Source organism: Paenibacillus sp. FSL H8-0079 (assembly GCF_037991315.1).
GTDB lineage: Bacteria > Bacillota > Bacilli > Paenibacillales > Paenibacillaceae > Paenibacillus.
Map to the genome: position 1 here is coordinate 2,126,498 of NZ_CP150300.1, position 22,612 is coordinate 2,149,109.

Genomic DNA, 22,612 nt, shown 5'->3' on the forward strand with positions numbered 1-22,612 from the left:
TTGATATTACGCAGGAACGTGCATGCGAATCTGTACCCAGACTTGCAGTACGCCTTCCATAACCAGCATTGTTTTGACCTGAACGGTGTACTCTTTTTCCCTGACAGAATACACTTTCTGATTCAGCATAATTCGCGTCATTTTGCTATACTCATCGATGTTGAATACATCTCTGCCCCGCAGTACCTCAAGTTCGTCCCCTAGTTTCTGTAACATCACTTTCAGAGAAGCCTCGTCCGGCCCCTTATCCGATTCTTCAGCACGGACCTTGATTTCCTTGATAACGGTTTGGCGTTTACTGTATTTTTTCAGCGTTTTGATATCCTCCTCATTCTGATGCAGCTGAAGCTGCAGCTCCTGATTGTTCAGCCACAACGCATTGTAACTCAGGTGAAATACACCGTTGTAGACGACACATCCAGCGATCATTCCCAGAACAAATACAGCGGTCATTCGCATCAGCGGGCGGTAACGGGAGAATGGCGGAATTCTCATGAACGCTGTTCCTGTCTCATGCTAGCTCCGGCCTCCGCCGCACACCCATTTCACGAGTTCCGTTCCCATATGCGCGCCCATAAAAGCAGAGATCAGATACAGGATTTGTTTGACCGCCGGAGACAGGTTACCATCCAGAAAATTGCTCTCGATGACACGCATGGGATCGATGGTGCCACCGACAGCAGCTGCGAGTGCCCATATCTTTATTTTCCCGGAAATATCGAGCATCGTCTGTGTCGGAGGCTGAAGCGAGATCACCGCTCCGATCCCTCCGATCATCGCGCCGCCCAGCACGATCCCAAACGCAATAAAGAAATCAAGAATGGCTTTGGATAAAAATGTGCTCATTGGCAACACCCCTTTCAGACCCAGCAGCACACCTCCTGTCTTCGGTCTGTCACAGGGGGAGCGGCTTGTACTTCTATTGTATGGGCGTGCCCCCGAACGTTATGATAAAATAGAATAATAAAGTCTCCTTTTAAGAGGTTGTCACGAATTTTAATAGGTGATTCCATTTTTTTATTTATTTAATTCATATATATGAGAGAGATAGGGCAGTAGACGGATCAGAAGATCGATGCTGCGACTATCTGCGGCGAAAGGAAGAAAAAAACATGAGTTCTTTTGTGCATTTGCACGTTCACAGCGAATACAGTTTGCTGGACGGCGCTGCGCGTATTCCGGATCTCGTGAATAAGGCTGCAGATCTTGGAATGACAACACTCGCACTGACCGACCATGGCGTGATGTATGGTGCAATTCCTTTTTATAAAGCATGTATGGAACGAGGCATTAAGCCGATTATAGGTTGCGAGGCATACATGACAGCAGGGTCCCGTAAAGAGCGGGGAAGTCGCAAGGATCAACCGATTCATCATTTGATTTTGCTGGCGAAAAACATGACGGGTTACCGTAATCTGATGAAATTATGCTCGATTGGACATCTCGAAGGTTTTCATTACAAACCACGTGTAGATATGGAAAGCTTGGCTGCCCATCACGAGGGCATTATCTGCCTCAGTGCATGTCTGGGCGGTGAAGTACCACAGCATCTGCTGCATGGACGAGAAGAAGAGGCAAGACGTGCGGCGTTACGCTACAAAAATATCTTTGGTGCCGACTTCTATCTGGAACTTCAGGATCATGGGCTTTCCGAGCAAAAAAGGGTAAATCCGCAGTTGATCAAACTAGCTGCTGAGCTTGAGATTCCACTTGTAGCGACCAATGATGCGCATTATCTGTCGGAAGAGGATGCAGAGCTTCAGGATGTGCTGATCTGTATCGGAACAGGCAAGACCGTAGATGACGAGACTCGGCTTCGGATTGGAACCAACCAGCTCTATCTGAAAAGTGAAGAAGAGATGGCTCGTTTGTTTCCTCATGTGCCCGAGGCTCTGGCCAACACCGTCCGCATTGCGGAGTCTTGTGAATTGGAGCTGGAATTCGGCAAATCGATTTTGCCGGAATACAGACCACTTCCCGATGGACTCAGCCCTTCGGCGTATCTGCGTCAGCTGTGCGAAGAAGGAATGGAGGAGCGTTATGCGGAGTCCACACGTTGGACAGACGCGCAGCTTCGATCCGAACTCGAACAACGCCTGGCGTATGAACTGGGTGTGATCGACAGCATGGGGTTCTCGGATTATTTCCTGATTGTCTGGGATTTTATCGCCTATGCGCATAAACAAGGCATTGTTACTGGACCAGGCCGTGGCTCCTCGGCAGGTAGTCTGGTAGCGTACACGTTGCACATCACCGATGTTGATCCGATGAAATACAACCTGCTCTTTGAACGATTCCTGAATCCTGAGCGGATCTCCATGCCGGATATTGATATTGACTTCAGCGATGAGCGGCGGGATGAGGTCATTGATTATGTGGCGCATAAATATGGCAAAGCCCATGTCGCCCAGATTATCACGTTTGGAACGATGGCTGCACGGGCAGCTGTGCGTGATGTTGGGCGAGCACTGAATGTGCCTTATGGCGAAGTGGACAAGGCTGCGAAGCTGATTCCAGCGCAGCTCGGCATTAACATAGAGCGCGCCATGGAAGCTACGCCTGAATTGAAGGCGCTGTATGAAACCAAGCCTAAGACACGTGAGCTGTTAGATATGGCGATGAAGGTCGAGGGCATGCCACGTCATGCTTCGACCCATGCTGCGGGAGTGGTTATCTCCCGTGACCCGCTGACCGATGCGGTGCCACTTCAAGAGGGCAGTGAAGGGACAGCGTTAACCCAGTATTCTATGGAAAACTTGGAGTCGATTGGGTTACTTAAGATGGACTTTTTGGGTCTGCGTACCCTCTCGATCATTGAGCGATGTGTGCGCTGGATTGGGGAACATGGAGAAATTCCGGACTTCCGTCTTATCCCCGATGATGATGCGTTAACGTATGAGATGCTTGGCCGTGGTGACACGATGGGCATATTCCAACTGGAATCTGCCGGGGTACGCCGTGTGCTGAAAGAGTTGAAGCCAAGTGTATTTGAAGATGTGATCTCCGTGTTAGCGTTGTATCGTCCGGGGCCAATGGAGTTCATATCGAAATACATTCAGGGCAAGCATGGACAGATCGAAGTGGATTACCCGCATGTGGATCTGGAGCCTATCCTGAAAGATACGTACGGAATCATTGTGTATCAGGAACAGATCATGCAGATTGCTTCACGGATGGCGGGTTTCTCGCTGGGTGAAGCGGATTTGCTTCGCAGAGCGGTCTCCAAGAAGAAACGGGAAGTGCTGGATCTGGAGCGTGGACACTTTGTACAGGGCAGTCTGAAACAAGGGTATAGCGAAGAAGAAGCAGACCTGGTCTATGATATGATCGTCAAGTTTGCCAATTATGGCTTCCCGCGTGCTCATGCCGCGGCATATGGTGTGCTCGCGTTCCAGACGGCTTATCTGAAGGCACATTATCCGGTGCATTTTATGGCATCCATGCTGACAGCAGTGATGGGCAGCCATCGTAAAGTGGCAGAGTACGTGGTGGAGTGTCGACGTATGGACATGGAGGTGCTTCCGCCGGATGTGAATGAGAGCGGTATTCTGTTTACGCCTGTATTTGTGCCGACTGACAGCGCAGAAAACGGGGATCAGAGTAATGTAGCGAAGCAGACTGCGGGAGCAGATGCAGAGAGTGATACCGGAAGCCTTGCCGAAGAACATGCCGGGAACAGTAACGGAAGTTCCTTCGACGAACATCCCGTTCATGAGCATAATGGTTATTCGGGACAGGCCGAATATGGTGAAGCACCTCTGCCGGATGATCCCGGTCCTGGACCGGAAGAGGACAGTGGCGGATATGAGTGGCAAGCAGCGACATCCATGCCTGAGGCATCCGACAATCGGAAGGAACCGGGATTGGTGACGGCTGCTTCAACGGAAAATCGTAATGACCAGGGGCAAGAAGCGTCTTCTTCGCACACGGAGCAAGGTGAACTGTCTTCTGTGGAGAAAAACGATGCAGTGTCTAATGCAAATGAGGATAAAGATAAGGAAAAATTAACGGGTGCAATCCGATTTGGTCTGGCCGCTGTGAAAAATGTCGGTACCCAGGCGATGGAAAGCATCATGATCGTAAGGCAGGAGAGACCATTCGACAGTTTGCTCGATTTTTGTCGTCGTGTGGACTTACGTGTTTGCAACAAACGTGTGATTGAATCGCTGATTCAGGCAGGCGCTTTTGACTCATTGCCTGGACACCGGGCCCAATTGCTGGCGATGCTGGATGAGACGGTTGAAGCCGCACTGAAATGGCGTAAGGAACGTGAGGATCTGCAGATTCAATTGTTCGACTTCGTTGAGACACCGAACTGGGAGATCGAATATCCGGAAATTCCCCCTTATTCCTCAGGGCAGCAACTGGAGCTAGAGCGTGAGTTGTTAGGTTTGTATCTTTCCGGGCACCCGCTGGATGACTATGAAGATGTGCTGGAATCGAGTGGGGCTGACCGGATCATGGAGCTGACCGAGGCGGCTGACGACACGATGACCGTCGCTGCGGGAATGGTTGTGTCCGTGAAGTCGATTACGACGAAACAGGGCAAAGCCATGGCGTTCATGGAGCTGGAAGACCAGATTGAACGCTGCGAAGTGGTTCTCTTTCCCGAGGTATGGCGGCGTAGCCAGCAGCATGTCGGGAAAGGTGAACTGCTCGTCGTGCGTGCCAAAGTGCAGCAGCAGGACGAAGGCTTTAAGCTGCTGGCTGAGGAAGTGGCGCCGTTGTCACCGGCGGCACTGGAACAGCAGCTGCGCAGCCGTGACCGGCGCGGCAAGCCGGGCAGCGGCAGCTCTTCGCGCCCTGCGCAGGCGGCTTCGCCGCGGCGGCCAGCGGGCGCAGGAGCCGAAGCGCAGCGCAGCAGCGCAGGCGGGGAGGCTTCCGCTGTGCGTAGCAGCGGGAGCCAAGGCTCGGCAGCGACGCGCAGCGATGCGGCGGGTACGGGCGCAGCCACGGCGGCGGCTTCCCGGACCGGCGGTGCCGCAGAGGCGGCTGGCAGCCCGGAACAGAGCCGCGGACCGCGGGCGGTGGAGCAGCGGGTGTTCGTGAAGATCGCCCCGCATGCGGAGAAGCCCGAGCTTCTGGCACGTCTGAAGCAGCTGCTTCAGGAGCATCCCGGACCTGTGGCGACGGTGCTCTTCTATGAGCAACAACAGAAGCTGCTTGCGCTGAGTGATGCTTATCGGATTAAGCCATCACCAGCCCTGTTCTCCGATATGGAGAAGATGCTGGGTGAAGGCACGGTCAAAATTAAATAAAAAGCTGTCCCTCAAATGAGTGATAGCTCTTATTCCCATAATATGAAACCTGTTTGGCTAAATGCTGAACAGGTTTTTTGGTGATTGTTTTAGCGTGGTTCCCTGACGAAATGGTTTAATCATTCGAATTGCAGACCAGCTACAGGCCAGAGCTGAATGTACAATCCTATATCATGTTCAGGATGTTACTGGCCTCAACCATCCGCACATTTTATGAACATTTTAACAGGTAGCTGCATACACTTGAGAACACCGAAGGACCTCGCGGTCCTCGGGGGATTGATGCGGGAGGTCGAGATATGTCATATGAAATCGTAGAAGCCATGCTGGCCCGGCGGGGTGTACGGATTGATGCCATCGCAGCAATTGTATACCGTCTGCAAAAAGGGTACCACCCCGAACTGACCTTGGACGACTGTGTAACCAGCGTGAAATCCGTTCTGCAGAAACGAGAGGTGCAATATACGCTCTATACCGGTATTGCTCTCGACGAACTTGCAGAGAAAAAACTCTTGCCCCAACCGTTACAGGCTATTATGGAAGCGGATGAATCCCTGTATGGAGTGGACGAGACTCTGGCCCTCGGCATTACTCATGTGTATGGTATGATCGGTTTAACCAGTTTTGGTTATCTGGATAAAGAAAAAATAGGTGTTATTCATGATTTGAACGAACACGCAACAGCCATTCATGTCTTTTTGGATGATCTGGTCGCAGGGGTGGCGGCTGCCGCTTCTGCCCGGATTGCACACAAAAATATTAAAGCCAAAAAATACCCCTCAGACCTGTAACCCCCTGCATTTCCATGCGTATATGCTGTTGTCACTCCAATGGCTCATATGAAGTCATCAAGGGCGGCTGAGGCTGCCCTGATAGGCTTGATGCTGCTTATCGAAGGGGATGAACAATAAGATTTCGTCAACCATATGAGTTATTCGTGGGGGACAAACGTCCCTCATGATCCCGAATTCTCCCCAAAGGTCCCGAACCCTTTCTTGCAGAAAAAAAGTGAGGTATGTTATCATTAGTCCAATATACGGGCTCTGAACATTAGCTTAGGGGGCGGACAAGGCATGTGGACGGTGATTTACATTGCGCCGACAGCAAAGGTTGCGGACAAGATCAAGACCAAGCTTTCGGAAGAAGGTTTTCTGGTACAGACCCGTCCCATCAGTTTATCCAAGCAGCAATTTGAGATTCGCGTCCCTTCTGGGGAATTGGAAGAGGTCCAGGAAGTGTTGAATTCTATTCTGCATTCCTGATTCGTTCGACATCGACGTGCCTTGGCAGATGAAGAAGTACCATCGGTACATAAGGGACTAATCGCGTAAGCGGAGAGAGGAATCGACTTGCATGTATTGTATGCTGCTGTCCTTCCTTCTTTTTTTGTTAGGACAAGGACCGACCTGGTTGCTCCCGGAGACCCTACCAAGATAGATTCAAACATCGGCGCAACAATCTTTCGGTTATTGCAGGTAACATCAATCGTGCTGACAGAAGCCGCTGATCCTTGCCCTGTACCGGCGGATTTTTTTGTTGTGAATGCTGGACAAGGCCCATGGCAGCGTGTGGGTCGTAAGCGGTTTACCGTAGCACGCGGATGAAGCTGCCCCAAGCAGCGCACTGCAGGTTGCGGCCATCAAATCAACGGCTGGAGAGGTGTAGTTGTGTTCAAAGATATATTCCAGAAGAAACGGAAGTACGCTACCATACCTTCCGAGCGTGCACTTCCCGGCGAAGGCCAGGAAGTCCTAGAACGCCCAAAACGTGAAATACCTGAAGGGCTTATGAACAAGTGCAGCAAATGCGGCACCATTCAATATAGCAAGGAATTGGAGAAAAATCTGAAAGTATGTCCTGCTTGCGGTTACCATATGCGCCTTAACGCTATGGAGCGCATTGCTATGGTACTTGATGATCAAGGGTTTGTTGAGTTTGACGCTGATATGATATCGGTTGATCCACTTGGCTTTCCCGGATATAGCAACAAACTGGAACAACAGCGCCTGAAATCGGGTCTTAAGGAAGCGGTAATTACGGGGGAAGGAACTATTGATGGCCTGCCTGTAGTTGTGGCTGTCATGAGTTTTGATTTCTTCACAGGTAGCATGGGTTCGGTTGTAGGGGAGAAAATCACCCGTGCGATTGAACATGCAACAGAGAAACGCTTGCCATTGATTATTTTCTCCACATCAGGTGGTGCACGGATGCAGGAGAGTATTCTCAGTCTGATGCAAATGGCCAAAACAAGCGCAGCTTTATCCCGTTTGGATGAACAGGGCGGGCTGTACATTTCGGTCATTACGGACCCAACGACTGGTGGAGTCTCGGCAAGTTTTGCGAGTCTGGGCGATATTAATATTGCCGAACCTGGCGCTGTATTTGGTTTTGCCGGCAGAATCGTTATCGAACAGACGATCCGTCAGAAGTTGCCTGATGATTTCCAAACGGCTGAATTTAATATGCAACACGGTCAATTGGACATGGTTGTACACCGGAAAGAACTACGGGCCACTCTTGGCAAGCTTCTGGATATGCATAGTGAAAAAGGAGGGGTCTAAATGGCGGGTGAGTTGCCATATGAAGCGCCTCTGGTTGAGATGCGCAAAAAGATTGATGAACTCGTACAGTTTGGACAGGAAAAAGGCATCGACTTCACGGACGAGATTGCCCGCCTGGAAGAACGTTACCATAGACTTGAAGAAGAGATTTACACTGGCATAACGGCAGCTCAGAAAATGCATCTGGCGCGTCATCAGCAGCGTCCAACGGCGCTGGACCTGATCCAGCTGATATTTACAGACTTCATTGAGCTGCACGGTGACCGCATGTTCGGAGACGATCTTGCGGTTGTTGGTGGGCTTGCCAAGTTGAATGGAAAGACAGTAACGGTAATTGGACAACAGCGGGGGAAAGATACGAAGGATAATATCGCCCGCTTTTTCGGGAGCGCTCATCCGGAAGGTTTCCGAAAAGGGCTGCGTCTGATGAAACAAGCGAACAAATTTGGCCGTCCTATTATTACGTTTATTGATACTAAAGGGGCGTATCCGGGTAATACTGCAGAAGAGAGAGGTCAATCGGAAGCTATTGCTCGCAACCTGATGGAAATGGCGAAACTTTCGGTCCCTGTTATTGTTGTGGTCATCGGCGAAGGTGGAAGCGGCGGTGCCCTCGCTATGGCTGTGGGTAATCGTGTGTTGATGCTGGAACATGCGATCTATTCTGCGATCTCTCCGAACGGGGCTGCTTCGATTCTCTGGAAAGATGCATCCAAGGCAGATCAGGCGGCTGAAGCGATGAAAATAACAGCCAAAGACCTCCTGGAGATGGAAGTCATTGAAGATATTATCCCTGAGCCACGCGGCGGTGCTCATCGGGATTATGAAGCGTCTGCTGCTTTCATCAGCGAAGCTCTGGTCCGTCATCTCGACGAGATGAAGGGTTGGAGCGGGGATCAGCTGAAACAGGATCGTTATGAGAAATTCCGTAAAATTGGATCGGTCACGTTTGAACCTCAAGCGCCCATTGAAGCCCCTCAAGAGCCTGTAGAAGTCGATGTGGCGAGTAATTTGTCGGGAAATGCTGAATAATGTGACGAATTTCCTATACAAATGAGTAAAAGTATAGTAAATTTAATAGTTGGAAAAAGAAAAATAGATAAAGAGATATACCTTTAAAATCGGAGGAAACCCAAAATGCGCAAAACGAAAATTGTATGTACCATTGGTCCATCCAGTGAATCACTGGAGAACACCAAAAAATTGATTATGGCCGGTATGAATGTGGCCCGTCTGAACTTCTCCCACGGTGATTTCGATGAGCACGGCGGACGGATCATTGCGATTCGCCAAGCATGCGAAGAGTTGAACAAAACAGTAGCGATCCTGCTGGACACCAAGGGACCGGAAATTCGGACAGGTAAACTCGAAGTTGAGCCGATTGAATTGGTTCAAGACGAGTACATCACTTTGACAACAGAAGAAATTCTGGGCACCAAAGAACGTCTTTCCATTACGTATACAGATCTTCCGAATGATGTTGAACCGGGATCTACAATTCTGATCGACGACGGTCTGATCGGACTGACTGTGGTGGAAGTGCAAGGCACCGAGATCAAATGCCGTATCGTTAACGGTGGTTCGATCAAAAGTAAAAAAGGTGTTAACGTTCCGGGCGTTGCCATTTCTCTGCCGGGTATCACTGAAAAAGACGCTAACGATATCGTATTCGGTATTGAGCAAGGTGTCGATTTCATCGCGGCTTCTTTTGTTCGTAAAGCGAGTGACGTACTTGAGATTCGTGAATTGCTCGAAAAACACAATGCTGGACATATCCAAATCATCTCCAAAATCGAAAACCAACAAGGTGTCGACAACCTCGATGAAATCCTTGAAGTGTCTGACGGCCTGATGGTTGCTCGTGGAGACCTGGGTGTTGAGATTCCTGCGGAAGAAGTACCATTGGTACAAAAACGCATGATCCAAAAATGTAATGTTGCAGGTAAACCGGTTATCACAGCTACACAAATGCTGGATTCCATGCAGCGTAACCCGCGTCCAACACGTGCGGAAGCAAGTGACGTGGCGAATGCGATCTTCGACGGTACGGACGCAATCATGTTGTCCGGTGAGACAGCTGCGGGTAAATACCCAGTTGAATCCGTTCTGACCATGTCCCGTATTGCTGAAAAAGCAGAATCTGCTCTGCCTTACCAAGAGTTGTACCTGAAACAACGTGTTGCTCAACAAACAACCGTTACAGAAGCAATCAGCCAATCAGTTGCCCTCCAAGCTCAAGATTTGAACGCGAAAGCGATCATTACTTCGACTGAATCAGGACACACTGCACGCATGATTTCCAAGTATCGTCCAGAATCTCCAATCATCGCTGTGACAACGGAAGACAGAACTTCCCGTCGTTTGGCTCTGGCTTGGGGTGTAACTCCTGTAAAAGGAAGACTGGTTGATTCCACGGATGCTTTGTTCGAAAATGCAATTGAAGGCGGCGTGAAATCCGGACTTGTTAAAGAAGGAGACCTCGTTGTGATCACAGCAGGTGTACCTTTGGGACGTTCCGGTTCTACGAACCTGATTAAAGTAAGCCAAATTCCAAACAACGCTTAATTGCGTTTTGGATGGAGAAGCAGCAACAGGAAAGAAGCAATGGGGCGTTATTGTCCCGTTGCTTTTTTTCCATCTTAATGACACTTTACAGGGACGTAACACGTATGAATGGTAGAGCGAAGGAGGCCGATAACGTGCAAGAACAGATCAACGGTAGCTGGTATGCGGCACGTCTTCGTGTACGCTATCAAGAAAGTGACCAGATGGGCGTGGTCTATCACGCGAACTATTTGAACTGGTTTGAAATCGGTCGTACTGAGATGATTCGCCAAATGGGGTATACATATCGTAAAATGGAGGAACAGGGGTTACTGCTTCCCGTAACCGGACTGGATGTGAAGTATCACAAACCTGCCCGATATGATGATGAGATTATCATTTTCACCCGTATTGCTGCATTTAGTGGTCTGCGACTGAACTATGAGTACGACATAAGGCGCATGTTTGAAGAACCTGATGAGCATATGGCGATTGGAGAAAGGGTATGGTCAGCTGATGAATCACTCCCCGGTGAACGGCTGGTTACAGGTTCTACCCAGCATGTATGGGTGAATGGAGACTGGAAGCCGGTTCGGCTGGATAAGGCAGCCTCTGAGCTATACAGCGCGCTTGAAAAGGTGTGGCTTTCGGGAAAGGGGTAATACATCAATGCGAAAATGGATGTGGGCTTTACTATTAATCATTCCGGTGATTGAATTATTTGGTTTCATTCTGATAAGTGACTGGATTGGAGCCGGAAAGACATTGCTTCTCATGATTCTCACGTCCTTGATTGGTATAGCAATGTTGCAGTTTGAAGGACGAAAAGTACTTGTGGACGCCAAATCCGAGATGGAGCGCGGCAAGGTACCTGGTAGAAAAATGGTTGATGGTCTTTTTATTTTCGTAGGTGGTTTCTTGCTCTTGATTCCAGGCTTTGTAACGGATCTGATCGGGTTTACACTGGTGTTTCCATTAACACGTCCGGTATACCGTCTGTTCTTCCTGGGTTGGCTGGAGAAGAAAATGAAAAGTGGCAACATCACGTTCTATCGTCGTCCGAAATGAGGAACTAGTTGTTATGCAAAAAGGCTCCGCTCAGCAGATAATTTCTGTTGAGCGAGCCTTTTTCTGGTTTTCCTGCGTGCTCATATGGTCATGCCTCATCGGACACGTCCGTTGATGATGTATGTTCTGAGGTCGCGTAATACGTTAGCTCGATTGAATGCATCGAGGATGACCAGACTGACAGGACCAATAATCAAACCCAGTACACCGAACAGCTTCAAACCTACGAACATGCCAACCAGCGTGGCGAGCGGGTCGAGGCCTACACTGCTGGCAAGTACCTTGGGTTCAATAATCTGACGGGCAATCAGCAAAATAAGATAGATAACACTAATGCCAATCCCCAGATACAGATCCCCATTCATAAATAGATATGCTGCCCAAGGTACCATGACCAGACCGACACCCAGATAAGGAAGCAGATCGACCAAACCAATCATCAGAGCGATGGTGAAGGCTGAATTGACTTGCAGTATAAGCAGTCCAATCATGACGAATAGTGCTGTAATCGAGATCATGATCAATTGTGCTCTTGCGTATCCGAATAGTGCCTTCTTTAGGTCAGTCCATATGTCGGATATCGGCTTGCGAATGGAAGAGGGTACCCAACCTGAGACGGTGATGCTGTGCCGGGTCCAACTTTTGCTAATGAAGAACGTAGATAATAGAACAACGATTAATACTGCGCCCATGTTAGGTAGGGAGGTCAGCAGACTTAGAATCATGTTGAAAAATCCGGTGACCAGATCTGTCACGACTGTACCCACCGTTTCCGTCGTTTTACTAATATTGCTGTTGATGGTTTCCTGGTAGTTCGGATTTTCCTTGTAAAACTCATTGATCTGCGCAATCAAACTCTGAATCGTGTCATTCTGAGTCCAGCGCACAAACGTGTCTTTGATCTCATCAACGTGGAGATCGAAGCTTGTCGTCAGTGAAATGACTTCTTTCACCATACGGGTAATAGCCGCAGACAGGACCACCGCAATGGCTCCAAAATAAAGGATCAATGAAAGAGTCACAGCCAGCCAGCGGGGGAATCGTGCTCGATGCTGAAGCAGCTTCACCAATGGATTCATGGCGTAAGCGATAATCCAGGCGATCGCAAAAGGGTATAAGAGCGGAAACAGTAAGTATATGGCAACGGCGATCAGAACGGTCGCAATAATCACCCATAAGCCGCGGAGCAGACGTTTCATTATAATTCTATCCAAGCATCAACTCTCCTTATTTCAATTAAGCCGACCTATGTATGATCCATGAAACAGTATTAGAAATAGATGGCTATCTTAATTAATATAGAGCATTTACAAGATTTTGAAACGCCGGGATGTTACCAGAAGCTGTTCAAAGGGGCTTTTGAACAGCTTCTACCCAAATCATTCTTTTGCCTAGAGTATGCCTCAGTATTACAGAATATAGCAACAGAAAGTTCTTCATACGACAGAATTGGTTAAAAAACATTAAATGTCAACCCTGTTTTTGTAAAGGCTTTCAAAAATGCTTTATCGGACCGATAAAGAAGTTTGATGTGCGAATGATCTCTCATCATGTTCACATAAACGACAAAATCCAGTATGATGTTATAAGTAAATACCGATTGACAGATAGGAAAACCGTATTTTGGATTATTTGGTAATTTCAAAATGAAAATGTTTACAAAAAGAGGATAGGTGCATTTTGGCACTTATATGACACTCTGGAATGGTTCCTGATTTCGCTTATTAAAGGAGAGATGTAATATGACAGCTACCAAAGGTCTGGAAGGCATCGTTGCAACAACCTCTTCGATCAGCTCTATTGTAGACGGTGTGCTTACATACCGTGGTTACGATATCGACGATTTGGCTGAACATGCCAGCTTTGAAGAAGTTGCCTATTTGTTGTGGTTTGGTAAATTGCCGACAACAGATGAACTGAAATCCCTTCGCAAAAGCCTGAGCGATTACGCGCCGATTCCGAGCGAGTTGATTGCACAAATCCAATTGTATCCGAAAAACGTCAGCACCATGGCAGCACTTCGTTCCGCAATCTCTGCACTTGCACTGTATGACGAGCAAGCGGATGAGATGACAACGGAAGCGAATGAGAACAAAGCCGTTAAGTTGCAAGCACAGTTGCCAACGATTGTGGCAGCCATCGCCCGTATTCGTCAGGGCAAAGAACCTGTGGCTCCAAAAGAAGGCGCTTCCATCGCAGAGAACTTTTTATATATGATGACTGGTGAAGAACCATCAAAGACCGCAGTAAAAGCATTGGACCAAGCGCTTGTCCTACATGCGGATCACGAGTTGAACGCTTCGACATTTGCAGCCCGTGTAACGGTTGCGACACTGTCGGATATCTATTCAGGTGTAACTTCCGCCATTGGCGCACTGAAGGGACCACTGCATGGCGGTGCGAATGAAGCCGTTATGAAAATGCTGAATGAGATCGGTACGCCTGATCGTCTGGAAGCGGCAATTCAGGAAAAACTGAACAACCGTGAAAAGATTATGGGCTTTGGACATCGCGTATACAAAAACGGTGATCCACGTGCCAAACATCTGCAGAAGATGTCCAAAGAACTGGGCGAGCTGAACAATGACACACGTCTGTATGATATGTCTGTGAAGATCGAGGAACTGGTTACAGGACAAAAAGGACTGAAGCCAAACGTAGACTTCTATTCTGCTTCTGTATATACCCAACTGGAGATTCAACAGGAATTGTTTACGCCGATCTTTGCCATCAGCCGGGTGTCTGGTTGGACTGCGCACATTTTGGAACAGCTTGCGGACAATCGCATCATTCGTCCACGTGCGGAGTACACAGGCCCTACTGAACAGAAATACGTTTCTATTGAACTTCGCTAATAGCCGCAAAACCAGTATAATAATAAGGACGAGGTGAAGGGTTGGAAAGCAGGGGCGTTACTTGCTTGGGCTCTCGGGACCCTTCCTTCAACAAGACTAGTGGTATGATGAATACTGCATATACAAAACCTAGGAGGAATTTTAACTATGAAATTAGAAAAATTTGCTCACCCAACTGAAGGCGAAAAAATTCAAATTGATAACGGTACACTTCAAGTACCTAGTAACCCAATCATTCCATTTATCGAAGGTGACGGTACAGGCCGTGACATCTGGAAAGCTTCCAAACGTGTATTGGATGCAGCTGTTGAAAAAGCATACGATGGCAACAAAAAAATTGCATGGTATGAAGTGTTTGCTGGACAAAAAGCATTCGATACATACGGTGAGTGGTTGCCGAATGATACGCTTGAAGCCATTCGCGAGTATATCGTAGCAATCAAAGGACCATTGACTACGCCAATTGGTGGCGGTATTCGTTCTCTGAACGTAGCTTTGCGTCAAGAGCTTGACTTGTACACATGCCTGCGTCCTGTTCGTTATTTTGACGGTGTACCTTCTCCGGTAAAACGTCCTGAGCTGGTAGACATGGTCATTTTCCGTGAGAATACGGAAGATATCTATGCAGGAATCGAGTATGCTGAAGGTTCTGAAGAAGTGAAAAAAGTAATCCAGTTCTTGCAACAAGAGATGGGTGCTAACAAAATTCGCTTCCCTGAAACTTCCGGTATTGGTATTAAACCAGTTTCTTCCGAAGGTTCGAAACGTTTGGTACGTGCAGCAGTTCAGTACGCAATTGATCATAACCGTAAGACGGTTACATTGGTACACAAAGGTAATATCATGAAATTTACCGAAGGTGCCTTCAAAAACTGGGGATACGAAGTGGCTGAAGAAGAATTCGCTGACAAAGTATTCACATGGGCACAATACGACATCATCAAAGAAAACGAAGGTACAGATGCAGCGAATGCAGCACAAAAAGCCGCTGAAGATGCTGGTAAAATCATCGTGAAAGATGCGATTGCCGATATCGCTCTGCAACAAGTATTGACTCGTCCAGGCGAGTTCGATGTAATCGCAACCCTGAACCTGAACGGTGACTATCTGTCCGATGCACTTGCTGCACAAGTTGGCGGAATTGGTATCGCTCCTGGAGCGAACATCAACTACGTAACAGGACATGCTATCTTCGAAGCGACTCACGGTACTGCACCTAAATACGCGGACAAAGATGTCGTGAACCCGGGTTCCGTTATTCTGTCCGGCGTAATGTTGCTTGAGCACTTGGGATGGCAGGAAGCCGCTAACCTGATCTACAAAGGTATGGAAACATCCATTAACAATAAAACAGTAACGTATGACTTCGCACGTCTGATGGACGGCGCTACTGAAGTGAAATGTTCTGAATTCGCTGATCAAATCATTAAAAACCTGTAAGGGGAGATGTGAATCTTGACTATTCAGCGCAAAAAAATCACAGTAGTCGGCGCCGGGTTTACCGGAGCTACGACCGCATTGATGCTTGCCCAAAAGGAACTCGGGGATGTTGTACTGGTTGATATTCCTCAACTGGAGAACCCGACGAAGGGGAAAGCACTCGATATGATGGAAGCGAGTCCGGTTCAAGGATTTGACAGTCATATCGTCGGTACTTCCAACTATGAAGATACTGCAGGTTCTGAGATTGTAATCATCACGGCTGGTATCGCCCGTAAACCGGGTATGAGCCGCGATGATCTGGTTAATACGAATGCGGGTATCGTGAAGTCCGTTTGTGAAAATGTGAAAAAATATTGCCCTGATTCCATCGTCATTATTCTAAGCAACCCGGTGGATGCGATGACTTATGCAGCTTATCAGACCCTGGGTTTTCCTAAAAACCGTGTTATCGGTCAGTCAGGTGTTCTGGATACAGCACGTTATTGCACCTTCATTGCGCAAGAGTTGAATGTATCTGTTGAAGATGTTCGTGGATTCGTTCTTGGCGGCCATGGAGACGATATGGTACCCCTCGTTCGTTATTCGAGTGTAGGTGGTATTCCGATCGATACGCTGATTCCGGCAGACCGCATCGAATCCATCGTTCAGCGCACACGTGTTGGCGGTGGCGAGATTGTGAATTTGCTGGGTAACGGCAGTGCATATTATGCACCGGCGGCTTCAATCGTTCAGATGACCGAAGCGATTTTGAAGGACAAGAAACGCATCATTCCAGTGATCGCTTATCTTGAAGGTGAGTATGGCTACAATGATCTGTTCCTCGGTGTACCAACCATTCTAGGTGGTAACGGCATTGAGAAAATATTCGAACTTGAACTGACCGCAGAAGAAAAAGCAGGATTGGACAAATCAGCTGATTCGGTTCGCAACGTCATTTCGGTAGTAAACCTGTAAGTTTGAAAACTTTTTGAACAGAAACAGAGAGAAAACCTCCGGTAAACCCGGAGGTTTTCTTTTCTTTGGATAAGTTCCCCAGTATAATGGGATGTGATGTATAGCACACCGAAAATGTTGAGGAGGATGAAAATTTTGGGAATGATTATGTATCTGCTTCATATTGTTGGAGCACTGGCGATGGGATTCTATCTGATTCTGCCATTCGTGGTCGGTAAAATCCGTACTTTGAATGCTGCAGCACAAGAGGGAGCATTTGCGTCGCTTCGTTCTTTGAACAAAGTCGCGCAATATGGACTTGTGATCCAACTTCTTACAGGAGGTTACCTGATGACAAAAGGTGAGTATTCTCATATCTGGATGGCTGTTGTTGTCGTTCTGCTCTTGGCTATTGCGGCTATTGGAGGAATTATGGGTAAACCGCTGCGGCTCGCTGCAGAAGGTGTGAAAAACAAGCGTGATGTAGGGGCAGAACAGAGCAAGATCCGTATGTTCAGTACACTTTTGGCTGTATTCTTGCTAATCATGGTGTACCTGATGGTGAATAGCCAGGTGATCTAAGCACGTTGTGCACGGTTAATTCATCATTAAGATAGGTATTGTTAGCGGTATCTTAAGCGTTTGCACACGTAATAAGGACAAGCTCGATGATATGTAGATGGTCTTTACGTTAACAAATGAAAAACAGACAGCCTTTTGGGCTGTCTGTTTTAGTTGTTGCGATGATGAGGTCGATAGTCAGGGTATGTGAAATGGAGTTACAGCGCTGGCTATCAAACATATCACTATACATATCCCATCAGACACGGTCTGTATTGGTTAGACTGTACTCACAGCATGGACACGAACTGCATTCCGACCATTGCGCTTGGACTCGTATAAGGCAGTGTCAGCGTCGCGTAACAAGGACTCCAGCGAATCCGCACCTCCATTGTACTGAGCAATACCAAAGCTTGAGGTCAGCGTAATAGGGGCTCCCTGAACATCGAGCGGTTCATTCAACAAGGCAACTCTTAGTTGCTCTGCAAGTTTCTCGGCTTCCTGAAGTGAGGTATTCGGAAGAGCAATCACGAACTCTTCTCCTCCATAACGTGCGAACAACATCTCAGGGTTCAGGTAACGGTTACAGACGGAGACAACATGAATGATGGCCTGATCGCCAACATCATGCCCGTACGTATCGTTGATACGTTTAAAGTAATCAATATCAAATAAAATAAATGAGGCAGGTTGTAGATTAAGGTGAGCTTCACTTAAAATTTCCCGACCTTTATGCAAAAATTGAGTGCGATTGTAAATTTTGGTCAGACCATCGAAATAAGCCAGTTGCTTCAGTTGTTCTTGCAAGAAACGTTGCTCCGTGATATCGATAAGCATAATCAGACTACCCACAGTCTGTGCATCCTTGTTAAAAACGTAAGATGTCCTGACCTGATAACATACGGTCTCTCCATTTAACTGCCAGTACAGATCCATTTGCAATCCTTCCCTGCCGTATTCAACCGGAAAAGTCTCTCCAGCAAGGTTAAGCCATATGTCATCCAAGGGTCGGCCGATCATGGTCGGATTAATCTCTGGCAACATGTCACGCATCGATCGGTTGTAATCGACCAGACGATTGGAGCTATCCAGTACGATAACACCTTCACGCATGCTCTCGAAAATACTGTCCTTGGCGATCGGCACGATGGTCAGGAGACGAGAGGATAGAATCGCCCAGATGTACATGGCAGATGTGATACACATGAGCACCGGTACAGGGTCCATCCCGCCTGGCGTCAAACCAAGCAAATACAGGAAAGCTGCGACCATGGGAATAATCTGTGAAGTAATCAGAGTAAGTAACTGACGACGATACATCTTCTTGGTATGTTTCCATTGCCCAATCAGAATGAGGCAGGCACACAACAAACAGGAGAACGTGAAGGCACCGTGTACAACATACCATTGGCCTACTGCGATATCCATCAGGGGTACGGGACTATCTTCTCTTAGCCATACTTTTTTATAAAAAAGATGATGAAAATCATTGGTTGCTACCATACATAGCGTAATGGAAGGGATTACAAACAGCGCGGCAGTTACCTTTTTGGATAACGTTCTTCCGGTATATTTTATCATCAGGATGAGACCAAGAGATGCGGAGAAGGGCATGCCTATATACTCCACGGTGGTCCAAAACTTCATTTGCTCCAGCGTGTTGCTGGCCAGCTCAATGGCATACCCGAAGGTATATATGGAGAGTGCTGCAGTGTAGAGAATGAATACTTTGGCACTTGGGATTTCGGATCTTCTGAAATAGGTATATAAACACAAAAAGACATTCAGCACGGCTGAAGTGGCTACAAGTGTTATATATGAATTAATGTGCGATTCCATTGTCAGGTCTCCATGTCAGGTTAGAATGATCAAGCCTGTAATGATAGTTAAAGCATATCTGTATACTGTACATTGTACATCAGCCCAAGCAGCATAGGAATACACTTTGTATCATGAAACAGTCTAATTTCGAATAAATTTCGAATTTTCGGTAAATCGATGAAGATCAAATATCTATGTCTTCTTTTTACAAAAGTCGGGATCAGTCTTCATACAACCATGATATTTTAGGATTAGCCCTGTATAGAGTTGAACGTAGTCCATATCGATATGTTTCCTGATGGATGGGAATGGTCACCATGTCATCTGTGATATGATAGACCGAGCAAGTTTACTTCGGGGGGACAGTCATATGAAAATGAGCAAACAAAATGCAGCACATTATATATGGGGCGGGAAGTGCGATGGTTGGCACCTCGTTCAAAATGAAACACTCAGCATTATTCATGAACGAATGCCTGCAGGAACGGCTGAAATCCGACATTATCATTCGATAAGCCGTCAGTTTTTTTTCATCCTCAGCGGTGAAGCCTGTATGGAGCTTAATGGAGAAACGTTCGTGCTCGAAACCCATGAAGGAATAGAGATCCCTCCGGGAGAGCCTCATCAGATGATGAACCGGAGCGACGAAGAAGTGGAATTTCTCGTGATTTCCAATCCTGGTACCCGTGGGGACCGAATTGAACTGGATTCATTGTAGCGTGAGTCATTAGATATTAATTAATCTGATCATAAAAGGAAGAGATAGATGAGACCGTTCCGAATTCGCCTTGCCATCATAATGATGGTGCTGATCGGTGTATCCGTCATTGTGGCTGGATATACGATGGGCAGAGTGTTTAAGACTACACATACTACCGCACTGGAGCAAACGATGGTGCGTGAAATTAATTTGCTCAAAGCAACCTTCCCATTCCATGATGCAAGTGATCCAACCTCGCAAGCAACACGAAAATATTATTCAGATCGAGCGCTGGAATTGGATCGTCTGACGGATTCGCGGGTAACCTTCATCAATAAAGATGGCACGGTCATCGGAGATTCCGAGAGTGATCCGGCATCGATGGATAACCACTTGAACCGGGAGGAGATTAATGGTGCTGTTGGGGATGGATACGGGCAGTCTATACGTTATAGTGAAACGTTAGGACAGGACATGCTGTACGTGGCACTACCTGTGAATTCGGATCAAAGTGACATGATTGAAATTCCGAGCGGCAAATTTGATGGCTACATCCGTCTATCCATGAGTTTGCAGGCTGTGGATCAGGGTCTTCAGCGTGGATGGATGATCATGTTTGCTGCACTTGGACTGCTGTTCCTGATTGTCGCGTTTGTCAGTTATCGGGTTGCACGCGGATTAACCTCTCCGATTGAGCATATTACGAAAGTGGCCCATCGAATTACCAAGCTGGAATACGATGCGAGAGTGGATGTCACGCGTAGAGATGAGATCGGACAGCTGGGGCTTGCGATAAACGGAATGGCAGACAGCTTGCAGTCTCAGCTGAAGACGATCCGTGACAATGAGGCGCTGTTACAGAGTGTCTTGGCGAATATGACCGGAGGCATTGTCATGATTGATGCAGGCCAATCCATTGCACTGGTTAATCGGGAAGCGGAGCGTATGCTGGGTATTCAGGCAGGTAAGGTTACAGGTAAGCCTTATATTGAACTGAAGAGACACTACGAGCTAACCCGCACCATTGAAGAGAGTGTTGCCCTTAAAGAGCGGATGCATGAAGAAGTGAGTGTGTTCAACCCGGAGGAAAAACTGATTCGCATTGACGGGGTACCGATGTCCGAAGATGATGGCGGGTATCGGGGCATGTTGTTCCTTTTGCAGGACGTGACAGCGATCCGTCGACTGGAGTCGATGCGTAGTGAGTTTGTTGCGAATGTCTCTCACGAACTCAAGACACCTGTTGCTGCGGTCAAAGGGTTTGCCGAAACGTTGCTTAGTGGAGGGGTGCAGGATAAGGAGACGGAGCGCTCATTCCTGAAAATCATCTATGATGAGGGAGATCGACTTAATCGATTAATCGGGGATATTCTGGAGTTATCCAAAATTGAATCCAAACGCGCGCCGCTGCAATGCTCCCCTGTTCATGTGCATTCTTTCTTTGAAATGGTGCTGGGCACCTTATCCAAAGTGGCGGAGAAAAAGCAGATTCGTCTGGAAATGCATGTTCCGGAAGAACTGTACATTGAAGCAGATGAGGACAAGATGAAGCAGATATTCATCAATCTCTTATCCAACGGAATCAATTATACCCCTGAGGGTGGACGGGTGAAGTTGCAGGTGACGATGGATAACGATGATGAAGTTGTGTTTGCGGTGTCGGATACAGGCATTGGCATACCGAAAAAAGATTTGCCGCGAATCTTCGAACGATTCTATCGCGTCGATAAAGGCAGATCCCGTAATTCCGGAGGCACGGGTCTTGGGCTTTCCATCGTGAAACATCTGGTGGAATTACATCATGGCAAATTGTCTGTAGAGAGTGAATTGGGCATGGGGACAACGTTCCGTGTGATTCTTCCATTCATTCAAGATGAAGAGATGTAGGTGCCAGGTATCAATGTAAAAAGTATGTATTGTTTTACACAGCGTTAACAAATTAGTGCTATGATAGAAAAAGTGTTGTGGCAACAGACAACCTATGAAGAGAGAAGGGGTATCATGGCACAGCGTTTGCTAGTTATTGAAGATGAACCTACATTATCAAGATTACTCACGTATAACCTGACACAAGAAGGTTATGACGTTACAGCTGAGGATCACGGATCTGCAGGATATGACCGGGCCTTGTCTCAGGAATTTGATCTCATTTTACTGGATCTGATGCTTCCGGGTATGAATGGTCTGGATATACTGAACAAGTTAAGAATTCAGGGTGTCAGTACACCAGTTATCATTCTGACGGCGAAGACCGGTGAAGCCGAGGTTGTACAGGGACTGAAATCGGGTGCCGATGATTATATTACCAAACCATTTGGTGTATCGGAGTTATTAGCCAGAGTGGATGCAGTATTAAGACGTTATTCCAATGGTGAAGATTTACCACAGCCTGAGGACAAGGATGGTTCACGAATTATTTTGGGAGAGCTGGAGATCTATCCTCTGAAGTATGAAGTGACACTGGGTGGACAATCCATCAGTCTGCGTCCAAAAGAGTTCGAAGTACTGCTATATTTGGCCAAAAAGCCGGGTGTGGTGCTGACAAGGGATGATCTGATGAACGCGGTGTGGGGCTTCGATTATATCGGGGGTCAACGAACCGTAGACGTTCACGTCAGCTCGTTACGTAAAAAGCTGGAATTAGACCCGGAATCGGTTCACATTGATTCCATTCGCGGTGTAGGATATAAATTGGTTGTCAAAAGAAAAACTCCCCATCATTCAAGTTAGCAATGATCGGGGAGTTTTATTTTACGTTCTTTTAACATAAAGGAAGATTTTTCTTTACGTAGAGGGAGTAGCATGGACTTATCTGAGTGATACTTTGTACCTACATAACCCACCTCAAGACGGAGGTATTACGTAAAG

At 47.4% G+C, this 22,612-nt stretch carries 19 protein-coding genes; 15 read left to right on the forward strand and 4 right to left on the reverse strand.

What is annotated here, in order from left to right; translation table 11 throughout:
* Positions 1-6: 6 nt before the first annotated feature.
* Both MHI06_RS09665 and MHI06_RS09670 read right to left on the reverse strand, forming a co-directional pair.
* Positions 7-495 (reverse strand): hypothetical protein, encoded by a 489-nt coding sequence (locus tag MHI06_RS09665; protein WP_017689500.1) that lies wholly within the window; start codon positions 493-495, stop codon positions 7-9.
* Positions 496-516: 21 nt separating this feature from the next.
* Positions 517-846 (reverse strand): YtrH family sporulation protein, encoded by a 330-nt coding sequence (locus tag MHI06_RS09670; RefSeq protein WP_026081169.1) that lies wholly within the window; start codon positions 844-846, stop codon positions 517-519.
* A gap of 266 nt (positions 847-1,112) precedes the next feature.
* Between MHI06_RS09670 and MHI06_RS09675 the strand changes: the two genes are divergently transcribed.
* From MHI06_RS09675 to MHI06_RS09710, 8 genes are all read left to right on the forward strand, one after another.
* A complete protein-coding gene (locus MHI06_RS09675) occupies positions 1,113-5,258 on the forward strand; it encodes a DNA polymerase III subunit alpha (RefSeq protein ID WP_340401321.1) in 4,146 nt (1,381 codons plus the stop codon).
* A gap of 299 nt (positions 5,259-5,557) precedes the next feature.
* The gene (locus tag MHI06_RS09680; RefSeq protein ID WP_062833545.1) at positions 5,558-6,049 is read left to right on the forward strand and encodes a phosphatidylglycerophosphatase A; all 492 of its coding nucleotides are present in this window, start codon (positions 5,558-5,560) and stop codon (positions 6,047-6,049) included.
* 282 nt (positions 6,050-6,331) lie between these two features.
* Positions 6,332-6,520, forward strand: coding sequence for a hypothetical protein (locus MHI06_RS09685; protein ID WP_017689496.1), 189 nt, complete (start codon positions 6,332-6,334; stop codon positions 6,518-6,520).
* A gap of 405 nt (positions 6,521-6,925) precedes the next feature.
* Positions 6,926-7,819 carry an acetyl-CoA carboxylase, carboxyltransferase subunit beta gene (accD, locus tag MHI06_RS09690; RefSeq protein ID WP_036609844.1) on the forward strand — a complete coding sequence of 298 codons (894 nt, stop codon included), beginning with the start codon at positions 6,926-6,928 and terminating at the stop codon, positions 7,817-7,819.
* The gene (locus MHI06_RS09695; RefSeq protein ID WP_169478702.1) at positions 7,820-8,851 is read left to right on the forward strand and encodes an acetyl-CoA carboxylase carboxyltransferase subunit alpha; all 1,032 of its coding nucleotides are present in this window, start codon (positions 7,820-7,822) and stop codon (positions 8,849-8,851) included.
* 105 nt (positions 8,852-8,956) lie between these two features.
* Complete coding sequence (gene pyk / locus MHI06_RS09700; RefSeq protein WP_017689492.1) at positions 8,957-10,384, forward strand: pyruvate kinase; 1,428 nt, start codon at positions 8,957-8,959, stop codon at positions 10,382-10,384.
* Between the two features lie 104 nt (positions 10,385-10,488).
* Positions 10,489-11,025 (forward strand): thioesterase family protein, encoded by a 537-nt coding sequence (locus MHI06_RS09705; RefSeq protein ID WP_340401322.1) that lies wholly within the window; start codon positions 10,489-10,491, stop codon positions 11,023-11,025.
* 7 nt (positions 11,026-11,032) lie between these two features.
* Entirely contained in the window at positions 11,033-11,431 is a 399-nt protein-coding gene (locus MHI06_RS09710; protein ID WP_340401323.1) for an FxsA family protein, read from the forward strand.
* A 95-nt stretch (positions 11,432-11,526) separates the two neighbouring features.
* Here MHI06_RS09710 and ytvI read toward each other — a convergent pair whose 3' ends face one another.
* Entirely contained in the window at positions 11,527-12,645 is a 1,119-nt protein-coding gene (ytvI, locus tag MHI06_RS09715) for a sporulation integral membrane protein YtvI (RefSeq protein ID WP_340401324.1), read from the reverse strand.
* 528 nt (positions 12,646-13,173) lie between these two features.
* Between ytvI and citZ the strand changes: the two genes are divergently transcribed.
* The 4 genes from citZ to MHI06_RS09735 all read left to right on the forward strand — a co-directional run bounded on the left by citZ (position 13,174) and on the right by MHI06_RS09735 (position 17,244).
* Positions 13,174-14,286 carry a citrate synthase gene (citZ, locus tag MHI06_RS09720; RefSeq protein ID WP_340401325.1) on the forward strand — a complete coding sequence of 371 codons (1,113 nt, stop codon included), beginning with the start codon at positions 13,174-13,176 and terminating at the stop codon, positions 14,284-14,286.
* A gap of 147 nt (positions 14,287-14,433) precedes the next feature.
* The gene (gene icd / locus MHI06_RS09725) at positions 14,434-15,726 is read left to right on the forward strand and encodes an NADP-dependent isocitrate dehydrogenase (protein WP_036609828.1); all 1,293 of its coding nucleotides are present in this window, start codon (positions 14,434-14,436) and stop codon (positions 15,724-15,726) included.
* Between the two features lie 15 nt (positions 15,727-15,741).
* On the forward strand, positions 15,742-16,683 hold the full coding sequence (gene mdh / locus MHI06_RS09730; protein WP_340401326.1) for a malate dehydrogenase: 942 nt from the start codon (positions 15,742-15,744) through the stop codon (positions 16,681-16,683).
* A 135-nt stretch (positions 16,684-16,818) separates the two neighbouring features.
* Entirely contained in the window at positions 16,819-17,244 is a 426-nt protein-coding gene (locus MHI06_RS09735) for a hypothetical protein (RefSeq protein ID WP_169478697.1), read from the forward strand.
* A 258-nt stretch (positions 17,245-17,502) separates the two neighbouring features.
* Here the strand turns inward: MHI06_RS09735 and MHI06_RS09740 are convergent, their stop codons facing one another.
* A complete protein-coding gene (locus tag MHI06_RS09740; RefSeq protein WP_169478696.1) occupies positions 17,503-19,062 on the reverse strand; it encodes a histidine kinase N-terminal 7TM domain-containing protein in 1,560 nt (519 codons plus the stop codon).
* A 352-nt stretch (positions 19,063-19,414) separates the two neighbouring features.
* Here MHI06_RS09740 and MHI06_RS09745 point away from each other — a divergent pair, with 352 nt between their 5' ends.
* The 3 genes from MHI06_RS09745 (at position 19,415) to MHI06_RS09755 (ending at position 22,474) form a co-directional block, all read left to right on the forward strand.
* Entirely contained in the window at positions 19,415-19,762 is a 348-nt protein-coding gene (locus tag MHI06_RS09745; RefSeq protein WP_340401327.1) for a cupin domain-containing protein, read from the forward strand.
* Positions 19,763-19,810: 48 nt separating this feature from the next.
* Entirely contained in the window at positions 19,811-21,631 is a 1,821-nt protein-coding gene (locus MHI06_RS09750; RefSeq protein WP_169478694.1) for an ATP-binding protein, read from the forward strand.
* A gap of 114 nt (positions 21,632-21,745) precedes the next feature.
* On the forward strand, positions 21,746-22,474 hold the full coding sequence (locus MHI06_RS09755; protein ID WP_062833557.1) for a response regulator transcription factor: 729 nt from the start codon (positions 21,746-21,748) through the stop codon (positions 22,472-22,474).
* The last annotated feature ends 138 nt before the right edge of the window (positions 22,475-22,612 follow it).

Excerpts from the sequence above, each read along its gene's own strand:
- MHI06_RS09685 (WP_017689496.1), top strand. The coding sequence starts at position 6,332 with ATGTGGACGGTGATTTACATTGCGCCGACAGCAAAGGTTGCGGACAAG.
- MHI06_RS09745 (WP_340401327.1), top strand. The coding sequence starts at position 19,415 with ATGAAAATGAGCAAACAAAATGCAGCACATTATATATGGGGCGGGAAG.
- MHI06_RS09710 (WP_340401323.1), top strand. The coding sequence starts at position 11,033 with ATGCGAAAATGGATGTGGGCTTTACTATTAATCATTCCGGTGATTGAA.
- citZ (WP_340401325.1), top strand. The coding sequence starts at position 13,174 with ATGACAGCTACCAAAGGTCTGGAAGGCATCGTTGCAACAACCTCTTCG.
- MHI06_RS09705 (WP_340401322.1), top strand. The coding sequence starts at position 10,489 with ATGAATGGTAGAGCGAAGGAGGCCGATAACGTGCAAGAACAGATCAAC.
- MHI06_RS09670 (WP_026081169.1), bottom strand. The coding sequence starts at position 846 with ATGAGCACATTTTTATCCAAAGCCATTCTTGATTTCTTTATTGCGTTT.
- MHI06_RS09750 (WP_169478694.1), top strand. The coding sequence starts at position 19,811 with ATGAGACCGTTCCGAATTCGCCTTGCCATCATAATGATGGTGCTGATC.
- MHI06_RS09755 (WP_062833557.1), top strand. The coding sequence starts at position 21,746 with ATGGCACAGCGTTTGCTAGTTATTGAAGATGAACCTACATTATCAAGA.
- MHI06_RS09695 (WP_169478702.1), top strand. The coding sequence starts at position 7,820 with ATGGCGGGTGAGTTGCCATATGAAGCGCCTCTGGTTGAGATGCGCAAA.
- MHI06_RS09680 (WP_062833545.1), top strand. The coding sequence starts at position 5,558 with ATGTCATATGAAATCGTAGAAGCCATGCTGGCCCGGCGGGGTGTACGG.
- MHI06_RS09675 (WP_340401321.1), top strand. The coding sequence starts at position 1,113 with ATGAGTTCTTTTGTGCATTTGCACGTTCACAGCGAATACAGTTTGCTG.
- MHI06_RS09740 (WP_169478696.1), bottom strand. The coding sequence starts at position 19,062 with ATGGAATCGCACATTAATTCATATATAACACTTGTAGCCACTTCAGCC.
- icd (WP_036609828.1), top strand. The coding sequence starts at position 14,434 with ATGAAATTAGAAAAATTTGCTCACCCAACTGAAGGCGAAAAAATTCAA.
- MHI06_RS09665 (WP_017689500.1), bottom strand. The coding sequence starts at position 495 with ATGAGAATTCCGCCATTCTCCCGTTACCGCCCGCTGATGCGAATGACC.
- pyk (WP_017689492.1), top strand. The coding sequence starts at position 8,957 with ATGCGCAAAACGAAAATTGTATGTACCATTGGTCCATCCAGTGAATCA.